The organism is Bifidobacterium tibiigranuli, assembly GCF_009371885.1.
In the GTDB taxonomy this organism is placed as follows: Bacteria; Actinomycetota; Actinomycetes; order Actinomycetales; family Bifidobacteriaceae; genus Bifidobacterium; species Bifidobacterium tibiigranuli.
Window position 1 is genome coordinate 129520 of sequence record NZ_QLZA01000006.1, and the last position, 13129, is coordinate 142648.

A 13129-nucleotide genomic window follows, 5' to 3' on the forward strand; every position below is an offset into this window, starting at 1 on the left:
TAGTATCTTCTTTCTTTGTCTAGCGTCTATACACTCGTCGCGGTTCAGCGGCCGAGCAGCTTCTTCATGTTCTTGCTCTGCGCGGGCGCGAGCACCTGATCGGCCTTCAATGCGCGGCGCTTGCGCGCGGACTTGTGCTCGAGGTTGTGTCGCATGGCGCTGCCGGCCTGCATGAGCTTGCCCGAGCCGGTGACGCGGACGCGCTTCTTGGCTGCGGAATTGGTTTTCATCTTCGGCATTGCTGCCCTCCTTGTGGTTACTGCACAAATATTTCGCCATCGCATACTATCCGATGACTCGGTGATCAGCCGGGGAATCAACTCCGGCGTGACAGTTTTCGGTATTCGGCCTTCCGGCTCAGGCTTTCTTCGCGTCCTGCTCGGAAGCTTAGTCTGCCGGCGTCTCGCTCGAAGCCTCTTCGGCTTCGCCCGCGCTGTTCTTGGCGGCCAGGCGTGCGGCCTGACGGGCCTGACGCTCGGCGCGCGATTCAGCGCCGCGACGGCGCTGCTCGGACTGCGTGTGCACCTTCTTGGCCTTGGGCGTCAGCGTCATGATGATGTTGCGCCCTTCCTGCTTGGGGTAGGACTCGACGCTGCCGTATTCGGCGACCTCGTCGGCCAAGCGCTCCAGCAGCTCGACGCCGCCGATCGGGCGGGACTGCTCGCGGCCGCGCAGCATAATCGTGACCTTGACCTTGTCGCCGCCGTTCAGGAACCGCGTCACATGGCCCTTCTTGACCTCGAAGTCATGCTCGTCGATCTTGAGTCGGAAGCGAATCTCCTTGATTTCCGCCGTGTTCTGATTGCGGCGGGCCTCGCGGGCCTTGATCTTCTCGGTGTACTTGAATTTGCCGTAGTCGATGAGCTTGGCGACCGGAGGTTTCGCGTCCGGTGCCACCTCGACGAGGTCAAGGTTTGCTTCCTTGGCCAGATTCAATGCGACCGTGGTCGCGATGACGCCGACCTGCTCGCCGTTCGGCCCAATCAGGCGCACCTGAGGGACGCGAATCTCGTCGTTGATACGTGGTTCGTCGCTGATAATGACTCCAATCCTTATGTTCCTTCTCATGGGACCCAAGCGGAGGCATGCAACTGCTCGAATTCATGACATGAAACAGGCTCGTTTCAGCCTGAGAACACGCCCATATGCGCATTCGCCATGCTGTTGCCTGCGCATCGTTCAGCGCGGAATCATATCCGCATGCCGATTGCGCGACTCATGCCGTGAACCCGAAGCCATAACAAGCTTCCAGGTGGGGTCTCCCCACTTTCTTGATTACTCAAGCCAATCAACTAGTGTACCATGCCCGCGGACAAACCCGACAGGGCACGGCGTTGGACCAGTTTTCGCTCTGGTTCCTGCCCTGGCTTTCGGGCGACGGCATTACCGTTCGGCCGACAGCGTTACCCCCCAGCAACGTTACTGCTCGGCCAGCGGCTCGGGCTTGCTGCCGTCATGCACGAAGTACACGTCGTACCAAGTCAGGAAAGTGTACACCGTCCATATCTTGCGGCGGTCGTTCGTCTTGCCTTCGTAGTTGTCGTCGAGCATTTTCAGCAGCGCGTCCTGATCGAAGAAATCGCGCGCGTAGTCGCGCTGGAACACCGCGCGGACCTGCTTGTAGTACTTCTCCTCGCTCAGCCAGATCTTGACCGGCGTGGGGAAGCCGAGCTTGGTGCGATCGGACGAGGCCTTGGGCAGATGCCGCGCCGCGGCCTGACGGAAGGCGTACTTGGCGAGCGCGTTGCGAATCAGATACTTGGTGGGCACCTTTTCGGCGACCTTCATCAATTCCTGATCCAGCAACGGCACGCGCAGCTCCAGAGAGTGCGCCATCGTAAGCTTGTCGGCCTTGAGCAGGATGTCGCCGGGCATCCACTGGTGGATATCGAGGTACTGCTTCTTCTTGATCTCGGAGAGTCCCTGACCTTCGATGCGCGCATACGTCTTGTCGACGATGTCATGGACGCCGGGCGCCTGGCGGTAATGCGGCGTGAGCAGCTGCTGCGCCTCGCTCTCATCGAATATCTTGGCCTGGCCGATGAAGAATTCCTCGGATGGCGCGAGGTTCGCATACAGATGCGTCGCCCCGTGGAAATGCTTGTCCTTCGCCCAGTGCGCGATGGCGTGCCGCGCCCCGGCCGGCAGATGGGTGAGCATATTGGTGACGCCCGTGATGACCTTCGACTTGGTGTGCAAGCCGTAGTCGTCGTAGCCGGCGAACAGCTCGTCGGCCCCTTCGCCGCTCAGCACCACTTTGAGATCGCGCGCGGCCAATTGGGACAGGAAGAACAACGGCACGCAGGAGGGGTTCGAATCCGGCTCGTCCAAGTGCCACTGAATCTGCGGGAAGTAGGAGAAGGCCTCCTCCTCGTCGATGATCTCGGCGGTGTTGGAGAGCTTGAGCTTGTCGGCCAGCTCCTTGGCCTGCGTCGATTCGTTGTAGCCCGCGCCGAAGCCGACCGAATACGTGTGCTCGGGGCGCGCGACGGCGGCCACATAGCTGGAATCGACGCCGCTAGACAGGAAGGAGCCGACCTCCACATCTGCGATCTCATGCACCTTCACGGAGTCGATCACCGACTGGTCGATGTTCTCGACCAGCGCATCGAGCTTCTGATTGCCTTCGCCGAATGCCGCATCCCAGTATTCGTGCGTATCCATCTTGCCGTCGCGATAGGTGAAGTAATGTCCCTCCTTGAGCTTGAACACGCCCTTGAAGAAGGTCTCATCGGTGGCGGGGTACTGGAAGGTGAGGAAGGGCTTGAGCGCCTTGTCGTTGAGCTCCTTGACGAAATCAGGATGCTGCAGCAGGCTCTTGATCTCGGAGGCGTACATGAAGGTGCCGTTCATCACGGTGTAGTACAGCGGCTTGATGCCGAAATGGTCACGCGCGCCGAAGAGCTCGTTCGTCTTGGAATCCCAGATCACGAAGGCGAACATGCCGCGCAGCCTGGTCAGCACGCCGGCGCCCCACTGCTCGTAGCCGTGCAGGATGACTTCGGTGTCGGCCTTCGTGGAGAAGGTGTGACCCAGCTTGATAAGCTCCTCGCGCAACGGCTGGAAGTTGTAGATCTCGCCATTGAAGGTGATGGCCATCGTGCGATCCTCGTTGTAGATCGGCTGGTCGCCGCCCTTGAGGTCGATGATGCTCAGCCGCCTGAACCCGAGCGCCGCATGCTCGTCGATGCAGTGCCCCTCGCTGTCGGGCCCACGGTGGGCGATGATATCGGTCATCTTCTTGAGGATGCGTTCCTTGGCATCGATGGGAGCGTCGTTCACAAACCCGGCTATTCCGCACATAACAATTCTTTCTCCTCGAAACGCATGGGATATTCGCAGCATATCGTATTCATATTCGCAGCCTTCAGCCTAGCAGCGCCATTGGTCGCGTCACGTTAATGGCGGTATTCCTGCCCTTACTTTCACACGAAACGCCGTTCGCATCAAGCTTCATGACGCCCGAGCTCAGCGGTTTCGTCAGAGTTCGCGAACTCCAACTCACGCATCGCCCCGTCATCCTCGACCTGCTGCACCCCGGTGGCGTGAAAACCCATAGCCGCATAGAACTGCTGCGCATCAACATTGCCTTCAGCCACCCACAGCACAAGCCTTGGCGTGGAAACCGCATTGCGAACCGCTTCAATCAACGCTGAGCCTATGCCCCGCCGCTGGCAGCGACGCAGCACGTAAATCGCGGCAAGTTCAGCGGTATACGGGTAAGTGACCGGCGGCCGTGCGGTATCGCAGAATTCCGCATAACCGACAACATCGTCGCCGAAACGCGCGATGAACACAGTGCTGGGATCATGGGCTTTCGTGACATTCAACGCAAACTCAGGGGTGACGAGATCAAGCATGGGCTGCGGCAGCACTCCCGCATAGGTTTCATGCCAAGTTTGGCTATGTACCTGAGCCTTTTTGCCCATATAGGCAGGCATAATCGGCTCGATAGTCAACTCATCGTGGTCTCGGCGGGCTGCTGACGCCGGCCCGCTCGGCGTATCAGCGTACGCATCGTAGTACGTATCCTCCATCAAATCTCCATTCCGTCAAAAGTCCATGTACCGCAACCCATATGCCGCATTATGCATCTGCTTCGCTGCCTTGGCAATCGGGTATCTACGTTGTGTGAGGCGCTATGGGTGTGCTGCGGAGGTCTATCTGCGTTATGTGAGGTGCTATTTCACAAAGCGTCGAGTACCAGGTGGCCGAAAACCACCGTTTTCGACCACTAGTATATGGAGACTCACAGTATTAACGCCTCCACAACGCAGATAGGCCTCCGCAAAGGCGAATTAGCGCCTCACATAACGCAGATGCATACGAAACCGACGATTGCGTCTGTCCAAATCAAAGAAAATGCGCACCTGCCCAGTTGGCGCGTGGGCTAGAGTGGCAGCATGAACCAGACGAACCACGTATGCGTCATCTTCGCGGCGGGACAATATTATGGTCCGACGCCGGGCGTGCCCGCAGACCTCCTTGCAGGGCTTTCCCGTCCCTTGGTCATCGCAGCCGACGCCGGACTCGACCATGCGCGCGCCGAAGGAGTCAGCGCCGACATCGTGATTGGCGACTTCGATTCCGTGCAGGGCAGCGTCCCCGACGACGACCGCACGCTGCGGCTTCCGGCGCTCAAGGACGATCCCGACATGCTTTCGGCGCTCAAGGTCGGCTGGAATCGCGGCGCGCGCGAATTGCATATACTTGGCGGCCTAGGAGGGAGAATCGACCATACTATTGCCAACATCCAGCTCATGGGTCTGCTGGCTCAGCATGGCGGCGTCGGCTTCCTGTATGGCGACGGTGCCATCGTCACCGCCATAACTGACGGCGAACTTGCTTTCGAAGCACATGACGCGATGCCCGGCGGCATGGTGTCGGTGTTCGCGCAGTCGGATATGGCCCGTGACGTGAACGAGCCGGGGCTGAAATACCAGCTGCGGCACGCGACCCTGACCAACAGCGTCGTGCAGGGCGTGAGCAATGAGTTCCTGCCCGGCGTCGCCAGCGCCATCAATGTGCACGATGGCACGCTTATCGTGACCTTCCCCATCACAGCGCCGATGCCGAGAATCACCCGCTACCGCGAATTCACTGGCGACTTGGGGCCGCTCGATACCGAGATCTCGCCGATTCTGGACTCCCGGTTCACCAATCGCGCATTCAATCGTTAATTCAGCAACCATGAAATCAGGAGGTTCCATGACCGACCATAACGCCGATGCCCTGTTGTTCGTCTGCTATTCTCGCTGCTCGACCTGCGCCAAGGCGCGGCGCTGGCTGGGCGAGCACGATATCGCGTTCACCGAGCGCGATATCAAAACCGACAACCCCACCAAGGCCGAGCTCACCGCCTGGTACCACGCCAGCGGCCTGCCAATCCGCCGTTTCTTCAACACTTCCGGACAGATATATCGCGCGCTCGGGCTGAAGGACAAGCTGCCCGCGATGAGCGATGACGAGGCTCTGGAATTGCTTGCCACTGACGGCATGCTCGTCAAGCGGCCCATCGTTGTGACCGCTCACGGCATTTTGGTCGGTTTTGCGCCTGAAGTGTGGCGCACGTCACTGGCAAGTACAGACGACGGGATAGAGTAGGCAGCGTTGATAAACAATGGCCGGGGCGCGCAGGCGCGCGCCCGAGCCTGATCCCTAAGGGAGTAATTTTATGACAGTCAAGATTGGTATCAACGGTTTCGGCCGCATCGGTCGCCTCGCCTTCCGTCGTATCTTCGAGCTGCAGGCTCGTGGCGGCCAGGCCGGTGACATCGAGGTCGCAGCCATCAATGATCTGACCACTCCGTCGATGCTCGCCTACCTGCTCAAGTACGACAGCGCCCACGGCAACTTCCGTCATGACGACGGCACCCCGGTCGAGGTCACCTCCACCGACACCGCAATCGTCGTGGACGGCAAGTCCTACACCGTGTACGCTGAGCGCGACGCCAGCAACATCCCGTGGGTCAAGAACGACGGCGTCGAGTTCGTGCTCGAATGCACCGGCTTCTACACCTCCGCCGAGAAGTCGCAGGCTCACCTCGACGCCGGTGCCAAGAAGGTCCTCATCTCCGCTCCGGCCAAGGACGAGACCACGCCGACCATCGTCTACGGTGTCAACCACGAGATTCTGAAGTCTTCGGACAATATCGTTTCCGCCGGCTCCTGCACCACGAACTCGCTGGCCGCCATGGTCAAGCTGCTCGACGACAAGTTCGGCGTCAAGGTGGGCTTCATGACCACGATCCACGCCTACACCGCCACCCAGGTGCTGCAGGATGGACCTCGCGGCAAGAACGTGCGCGCTAACCGCGCCGCGGCTGCGAACACCATCGAGCACTCCACCGGTGCCGCCAAGGCCATCGGCAAGGTCGTCCCCTCGGTCAACGGCAAGCTGCAGGGCCATGCCCAGCGCGTCGCCGTGATTGATGGCTCCGTCACCGAGCTGACCTCCGTGCTGGAGAAAACGGTCACCGTCGACGAGATCAACGACGCCTTCAAGGCCGCATACTCCGACACCGACTACTTCGGCTACAACCCTGATGGCATCGTCACCTCCGACATCATCGATGACACCCACGGCGGCGTCTTCGATCCGACGCAGACCGATGTCAACACCGTTGGCGACACCCAGCTCGTGCGCACCGTCTCCTTCTATGACAACGAGAACGGCTTCACCTGCAACATGATTCGCACGCTGCTGTATTTCGCGGAACTCTCCAAGTGAGCTCCCAGCGGCGCTGCGGCTCGTCCGCATCGCCGCCAGCTGACTGACTGATCGCAGACTTTCCGTCTGCCGCTTCGCCCCTGCCGGGCATCGAGCATTATGCTCGTGCCTGGCAGGGGCGAAGTCGTTGATGAGGTTTCGGCTGCGACTCTGGCCTCGGCTTACTGGCACGAAAGAGCCACTGTTCGCTCGTCAGCGGCCGATTCGTGCCAAACAGTATCGGCTACTGGCCCGAAACGGACGCTCAGCGCTCGTCAGCGGCCGATTCGCGCCAGTTAAGCCGACGCGATAGCCCAGCCCGTGGCACGAGACGTTGCATGGCACGAATATCGTCTCCATGCGATAGAACGGGTGGCATGGCGAAACGAAGCAAGCGTACATCGGATGGCAAGGGCGAAGGAGCCAAAGGCACAGCTGCCAAAGGCGGCACTCCTGCCATCGCACAGCTGCGCAAAGCCGGCGTGCCATTCGAAATCTATGAATACGAGCATTCCGCCGATCATATGGATGAGGGCTACGGCGTCGAGGCCGCGCAACGGCTCGGGATGGACCCGCATCAGCTATTCAAGACGCTGATGGCGGACACCGGCAGCGAGCGCGTCATCGGCATCGTGCCGGTCAGCGGGCATCTCGATCTCAAAGCGCTGGCCGCAGCAGTCGGCGCGAAGAAGGCCGCCATGGCTGGGCCTGATGTGGCGCAACGCGAAAGCGGCTACGTACTCGGCGGCATTTCGCCATTTGGTCAGCGCACCCGGCACCGCACCGTGCTTGACGAAAGCGCACTAGACTTCGACTCTATTCTCGTGTCAGGCGGCAAGCGCGGCCTCGACGTTGCGGTCAATCCTGCGGATCTCGTCACGCTGCTGCGCGCAGCAACCGCTTCCATCGCGACCTGATGATGTACCAACACGACGCGCAAGCGGAAACCCTCGGTAAGACCATTGCTCGCAGTAGAGTGACACTGTCAATCATCATGGACCGCGGCAACGATTCGCCGTGAGTCATCCACAACGATATGGGAGATGCGATATGACATCCGCTAACCTGCCTCCTCGCTCGGGCCGGCAATTTTCCTTGAAGCATGGCGACTACACCGCAGTGGTCACCGAACTCGGCGCATCATTGCGCGAGCTTACATACCGAAGCAAGGAGGTCGTCTGCTCATGGCCGGCCGACGAGACCGCGCCGTGCAGCAACGGGCGGGTGCTCATCCCCTTCCCCAACCGCATCGCCGACGGCGCGTACACCTTCGACGGCACAACCTACCAGCTCTCCATTGACGAGATCGAACGGCGCAACGCCATCCACGGCTACGGCTATCGCTCGTACTGGGAGCTCGAAACGCTTGAGGACGATCGGGTGACGCTCGCCTGGCGCGTTCCGCAGATATCCGGATATCCGTTCTATCTCCTTGTCACCGCCGATTACCGCTTGGCCGACGACGGCCTGCATCTGCGCATCACCGCTGTGAATCACGGCAAGCAGCGCGCGCCGTGGGCCTTCGGGCTACACCCGTGGTTCGCCAACGGATTTGGCGGCTACGGCGACGAGATCGATGGATTCAACGCCCAGTGCCGCGTGACGATTCCCGGCGATACGCATGTGACCGTCGATGAGCGGCTGCTGCCCACCGGAACCGAGCCAGTGGATGGCACGAAATACGATCTGCGCGAAGGCCAGCTGCTCAACCAGCAGCCCTATGACGACGCGTGGACCGATCTGCACCATGATGCCGATGGCACGACGACCGCCGAGTTCGAACGCCCTGACGGGCTCGCGGTACAGGTCATCGGCGACGAGAGCATCACATCCTTCCAGGTGTGCACCGGAACCGGCTTCCCGGCGTTCAAGCACCCTTCCGGCGTGGCGATCGAGCCGCAGACCGCGTATGCGAACACGTTCAATACCGGCAAGGATTTGATTACCATCGAACCGGGAGATACGGCGTCCACGTCGCTGCTCATTCACGCCGAGCAGCGCTGAAACCTCCAGACGCAACAAACGCAAACGCTACGGCTGTGGCGAAGCACGGACGCTGTCTTGTCAACGTCGTGCGGGTGTGCGATAATCCCCTAGGCTAATAAACGTTGAGTAAAGGAGTCCATCATGGGTATGCGCGGACGCAAGCGCAAGGATCGCCGTAAGAAGGCCGCCAATCACGGCAAAAGGCCAAATGCCTGATTTCTGCCGGCGCGATGAGCGCCACGGCATTCATGAATAGGTCCCGAGGAATCTGATTCCTCGGGACCTATTGCTATGTAATCGCTTCATCACCCATGCAGGCGACGCAATCATGGAAAAACTGTGGTAAAAAGATTTTCAGAATAACAGGGGCACATAACCCAATAGGCGACTAGGAAGCTATTGCTTAAACAAACTCTTGCGGTTACGGTTCAATTCTTTTGACAGCACCGCGATGAGTAGCTCCTCGCAGGAGGACAGTGCGGCGAAAAGACAAAGTATAATTCCCGCAGGTGTTATTCCTAACCAGTAAACGAAAACCGGTGCGCAGAATAATAATCCCCCCCGTGGCTTTATTGGCATAGGTATGACAAGCAGAAAACACATGGTACTTTTTGTACCCGATTAAATATGCTGCCATCCGAATGGACGCGATAATCACCACACAGATCCAGAGCCACATTGGAATAGCAACAGCCGGAACAATAGCGATTAGAACCGAAAAAACAAACGCCATATCCGCTATGCTGTCAAGTTTTGCCCCCAAATCACTCTCCTGCTTCAGGATTCTGGCAAGCAGACCGTCCAGTATATCGCTCATGCCGCAGTATAGATACATTCCCCAGAAAGGCAGCGAAAAGGGCGTTGTAAAACAGGAGTATGACAGCACCTGCAATGCGAGTAGCGGTTATCATATTGGCCAAATTGTTTATGCGAATCACCCCCACAGAATTTCTGTTTGTCCTGAAGAATATTAGGATACTTTATGATATGAAAAAAGACATAGCATTTCCTTGGCGGAAAGCCATGTCTTTTGGTGACCCCGGCCGGATTCGAACCGGCGACCTTGAAATTAGAAGTTTCCTGCTCTATCCAACTGAGCTACGGGGCCAAACAACGAAACGATACTTTAGCAGCACCTCCCTATCGCCGGTTCGCATGGAGTCCAGGCGTTGACGCAATTCCGCACAGCACAGCATCGACACAGCGCAGGCAGCACGAACGGCACCGAATGGACGGACGCGAGCACTCCTCTACCTGCGCATGCTCCCAAGCTCTGCTATAACGTATAGGTATGAACGAGAACGCCTGTGAAGAATCGGATCTGCTGCACACGCCCCGACTGATCCTGCGCCGCTGGCAAGTCGGGAATGAAATCGAGATTTCCGCACAATACTCCTACGCCACCAATCCGGATGTCACCCGGGCCAGCGGCTGGGCGCCCTATGACGATATCGAGGAATGCCGCGCCTACCATGACAAGGTTCAGGCACCCGACCCGGAGTGCTTCGCGATCATCCTCAAGCAGACCGGCATGCCGATCGGCTCCATCGCGTTCAAACCGCTGCCCCAGGCCCAGAAGCTTCCGGACGGCGGCGATCCAGCTGCATGCCGCGAAGTGGGCTTCTGGCTGGGCGAGCCGCATTGGGGCCGCGGCTTCATGCCGGAGGCGCTTGGGGCGATGCTGCGCTATGGCTTCGAGAATCTGAATCTCAGCACCGTGTACGCCCGTCATTTTCTGGACAACACCCGTTCGCGCATTCTGCTGGAACATTGCGGTTTCGCCTACGACCACACCGAATACGACAACTCCTTCCCCTCGCTCGGCGAAATCCGGGACGAGGATGTGCTCGCGCTCACCGCGCAGAGCTGGCGCGAACGGCGCAAGCAACTGAACGTGCCCGACGCGCCGAAGCACATCGGTTCGGGCGCGTATTGGGGCAGCGATCCCACTATCGTGAAGCGGCCACAATGTTGAGACGACACAGGTGTTGAGATGACGCAGCGCTGAGATCCTGTAGTGCTGAGATGCAGCAACGCTGAAGCCCGAAAAGGCTGGCTTGCTGTACAAGACTGCCATACACTCCTAATCGCAAGAAACTGATAATCGATGAAAATCGATGAAATGCGATGAATTTTGCATCGTGTCGTATCGCATCGATACCATGAGCAGCATGGGGATGCATAAGGAAAAGCCACATGACGATGGCGCAGGCGGCGGGCATAGCCCCGCTGCGGACGAGTCGACGCAGACTCCCACGCCATACGATTACCGCCCCTGCGACGAGGAAAACCTCACTTTTGTCTACCTGCAGCATGCATACGCCACGGCAGGTCTGGACTGGGACGCATTCGACCCTGCTGCATTCCATCTGCGCGACGCCCACGGCGCATTCACTGGGGCCGCGCTGCTGCTTTCCGATCAGAATCCTTTTTCGGTGAAATGCGCGGTGTTTGAAGGAGACACCAAAACGAAGCTTACGGACCGCGCCGAGATTCACGGCTCGGTGCTGCGCCAGCTCAATGAAGCCGCGCTCTTTCTCAACCAGCACAACACCGATGGCCAGTGGCCCGAGACGGCGCTCCACGAATCGCTTATCAACGCCGTGCTGCACCGCGACTATGAGTATTCGGGGCCGATTCTCGTCAATATCTTTTCCAATCGCGTCGAAATCGTCTCGCTGGGTGGCCTCGTCCGCGGCCTGCAGATCAACGATCTGCTCAACGGCATCTGCCAGCCGCGCAATGCCTGGCTCGTGCTGACCGCCACGGCGCTGGGAATCAGCGAGAACTACGGCACTGGCATTCCGCGCATCATGGACTCTTACGCCACCAGCTCGGCCAGCCCGCAGTTGCGCGTGGGACCGTCCTCAGTGGCAATGATTCTGCCGGTGCCGGTGCTCGATGACGAGTCCTGGGATGATATGGACGACGAGCATGCCGTGAATGGCGCGAATGACGCAGATACGCCGCATGGCAGTGGCAACGGCGCCGACAAGTCGGAGCCCGCAGCCAAGCGCTACGTCTTCCCCGAACTTCGGCCCTACATCACGCAGGATTACGCGCAGGCCTTGGTCGGAGCCAGAGTGATTGGCTGCGCGCCGCTTGCGACGCTGGTGCTCGGCGCGCCCGGAGCAGTGCCCCAGCAGCAGCCGCTTGAGCAGCCCCATACCTACGATGTGCAATTGCTCGAACAGGTGACGCTGCATGTCATGGCGGACGCGGGCGTTGCCTTGTCGCGCAAGGACATCGAAAATCAGCTAGGCCTCATTCACGGCCAAGCCTCCTATCTGCTGCGCAACCTGACTGCGCAGGGCAAGATTCGCAGGATCGGCCGCGCACGGGCCACGCGGTATTGCGTGAACTGAGTGAGTCGGTCAGACACATCGGGCTGCACAGCGGGGTTCTGATAGTAAACTCGCACATGGTACACGGCATACATCCGCAGCATGTGCGAGTTTGTCTAGAATCTCAAGGACCGCAGGCGAATCCGAGCATGATGCGACATGGCCCGTATCTGGGCGTAGTAGTGCTCCTCGTTCAGGCCATCAACGGTGGGGGTGTTGCGCAGCGTCACCCCGTCTAAACCACCGGCCGCAGCGATTCGCGCGAGCTGATCGCGGTGCCACGTTTCGTCGAGCATCGCCTCGAGGCTGCGGCAGCCCAGAGCGTACATCGCGCACACCAGCGCATGCCCTCCCCAATTCGAGGTGCCCGCCACGATGAGCTCGCGCGTGGCGACGCTGCAGGCGATATGGGTACCGTCCACGACGGCCCCTTCGATGGCGAATCGTGCGATACGCCCCATGCCGATCTCATTGCCGCCGTCACCGATGCCGATGGTGTGCAGGCCAAGCGTGGCCAAACGACTGAGCGGGGCCGTCCATTCGAGGATGTCCATGCCGCGCATGTTCCTCGGTATACCGTCGAGCGCCGGGCCGACGCGTTCAATGAATATGACCGTGTCAATAGACCGCGCTCGCACCAGTGTCCGAACGGACTCCAGCCACGCGGCGAAATGGTCGCCTCCGGGTGCAATAAGCACATGATCATCGGGCAGGGTGTTCTGCGCTGCTGCAGCGACCACTGGTTCGCACCACACGTCGCTCACCAGCCACGCATCGCCTCCTATGGAGCGTAGTGCGGAGCACAGTTCCACAGCACCTGCGGGACCGTCGGATTCGGCGGCCGGGTGCTGGGCATGCGGAATGTAGAAGCCAGTCACGACTAGAGCCTTCCGTCTGGCCCCTGAAGAAAGCCAGCGTGCAGCCCGGAACAGATCGCCCTTCACGAAGGTCATGAGTGTTTCGCTGCCGCGGCCTACATCGTGAGCGGCCATAGTCTGGATGCCGGTCACATTGCGGTAATGCCGCCACACGCCCAGCGACGCCCACAAGGGGCGTATGCCATTCCCTGTGCCAGCGTGCACTGCACTTG

The 13129-nt window shown here is 59.6% G+C and carries 14 protein-coding genes and 1 tRNA gene; 8 read left to right on the forward strand and 7 right to left on the reverse strand.

Annotated elements, in window-relative coordinates:
• Window positions 1-44 precede the first annotated feature (44 nt).
• From rpmI to DDF78_RS06550, 4 genes are all read right to left on the reverse strand, one after another.
• The gene (gene rpmI / locus DDF78_RS06535) at window positions 45-239 is read right to left on the reverse strand and encodes a 50S ribosomal protein L35 (RefSeq protein ID WP_024463368.1); all 195 of its coding nucleotides are present in this window, start codon (window positions 237-239) and stop codon (window positions 45-47) included.
• Window positions 240-387: 148 nt separating this feature from the next.
• Window positions 388-1056: a translation initiation factor IF-3 gene (gene infC, locus DDF78_RS06540; RefSeq protein WP_152581005.1), complete on the reverse strand. Its 669-nt coding sequence runs from the start codon at window positions 1054-1056 to the stop codon at window positions 388-390.
• A 363-nt stretch (window positions 1057-1419) separates the two neighbouring features.
• Window positions 1420-3303 carry an asparagine synthase (glutamine-hydrolyzing) gene (asnB, locus tag DDF78_RS06545; protein WP_152580942.1) on the reverse strand — a complete coding sequence of 628 codons (1884 nt, stop codon included), beginning with the start codon at window positions 3301-3303 and terminating at the stop codon, window positions 1420-1422.
• Between the two features lie 143 nt (window positions 3304-3446).
• Window positions 3447-4037, reverse strand: coding sequence for a GNAT family N-acetyltransferase (locus DDF78_RS06550; RefSeq protein WP_237564585.1), 591 nt, complete (start codon window positions 4035-4037; stop codon window positions 3447-3449).
• A gap of 366 nt (window positions 4038-4403) precedes the next feature.
• On the opposite strand from DDF78_RS06550, the gene DDF78_RS06555 reads away from it, so the two are divergent.
• From DDF78_RS06555 to DDF78_RS12440, 6 genes are all read left to right on the forward strand, one after another.
• Entirely contained in the window at window positions 4404-5180 is a 777-nt protein-coding gene (locus DDF78_RS06555; protein WP_152580943.1) for a thiamine diphosphokinase, read from the forward strand.
• A 28-nt stretch (window positions 5181-5208) separates the two neighbouring features.
• The gene (locus DDF78_RS06560) at window positions 5209-5604 is read left to right on the forward strand and encodes an arsenate reductase family protein (RefSeq protein ID WP_202613233.1); all 396 of its coding nucleotides are present in this window, start codon (window positions 5209-5211) and stop codon (window positions 5602-5604) included.
• A 70-nt stretch (window positions 5605-5674) separates the two neighbouring features.
• Entirely contained in the window at window positions 5675-6730 is a 1056-nt protein-coding gene (gene gap / locus DDF78_RS06565; protein ID WP_152580944.1) for a type I glyceraldehyde-3-phosphate dehydrogenase, read from the forward strand.
• Window positions 6731-7086: 356 nt separating this feature from the next.
• On the forward strand, window positions 7087-7626 hold the full coding sequence (ybaK, locus tag DDF78_RS06570) for a Cys-tRNA(Pro) deacylase (protein ID WP_152580945.1): 540 nt from the start codon (window positions 7087-7089) through the stop codon (window positions 7624-7626).
• 133 nt (window positions 7627-7759) lie between these two features.
• Window positions 7760-8713, forward strand: a complete 954-nt coding sequence (locus DDF78_RS06575) for an aldose 1-epimerase family protein (RefSeq protein WP_152580946.1) — start codon at window positions 7760-7762, stop codon at window positions 8711-8713.
• A gap of 123 nt (window positions 8714-8836) precedes the next feature.
• Complete coding sequence (locus DDF78_RS12440; protein ID WP_003817083.1) at window positions 8837-8911, forward strand: 50S ribosomal protein bL37; 75 nt, start codon at window positions 8837-8839, stop codon at window positions 8909-8911.
• A 205-nt stretch (window positions 8912-9116) separates the two neighbouring features.
• Here DDF78_RS12440 and DDF78_RS06580 read toward each other — a convergent pair whose 3' ends face one another.
• Together DDF78_RS06580 and DDF78_RS06585 are read right to left on the reverse strand one after the other, a co-directional pair.
• Window positions 9117-9530 (reverse strand): CDP-alcohol phosphatidyltransferase family protein, encoded by a 414-nt coding sequence (locus DDF78_RS06580; protein ID WP_272869824.1) that lies wholly within the window; start codon window positions 9528-9530, stop codon window positions 9117-9119.
• A 196-nt stretch (window positions 9531-9726) separates the two neighbouring features.
• Window positions 9727-9803 (reverse strand) — tRNA-Arg (locus tag DDF78_RS06585).
• Window positions 9804-9986: 183 nt separating this feature from the next.
• Between DDF78_RS06585 and DDF78_RS06590 the strand changes: the two genes are divergently transcribed.
• Both DDF78_RS06590 and DDF78_RS06595 read left to right on the forward strand, forming a co-directional pair.
• Window positions 9987-10670 carry a GNAT family N-acetyltransferase gene (locus DDF78_RS06590; protein WP_152580947.1) on the forward strand — a complete coding sequence of 228 codons (684 nt, stop codon included), beginning with the start codon at window positions 9987-9989 and terminating at the stop codon, window positions 10668-10670.
• A 196-nt stretch (window positions 10671-10866) separates the two neighbouring features.
• On the forward strand, window positions 10867-12060 hold the full coding sequence (locus tag DDF78_RS06595) for an ATP-binding protein (protein ID WP_237564586.1): 1194 nt from the start codon (window positions 10867-10869) through the stop codon (window positions 12058-12060).
• A 95-nt stretch (window positions 12061-12155) separates the two neighbouring features.
• Here DDF78_RS06595 and DDF78_RS06600 read toward each other — a convergent pair whose 3' ends face one another.
• Window positions 12156-13088 carry a glutamate cyclase domain-containing protein gene (locus tag DDF78_RS06600; RefSeq protein WP_419465474.1) on the reverse strand — a complete coding sequence of 311 codons (933 nt, stop codon included), beginning with the start codon at window positions 13086-13088 and terminating at the stop codon, window positions 12156-12158.
• Between the last annotated feature and the right edge of the window lie 41 nt (window positions 13089-13129).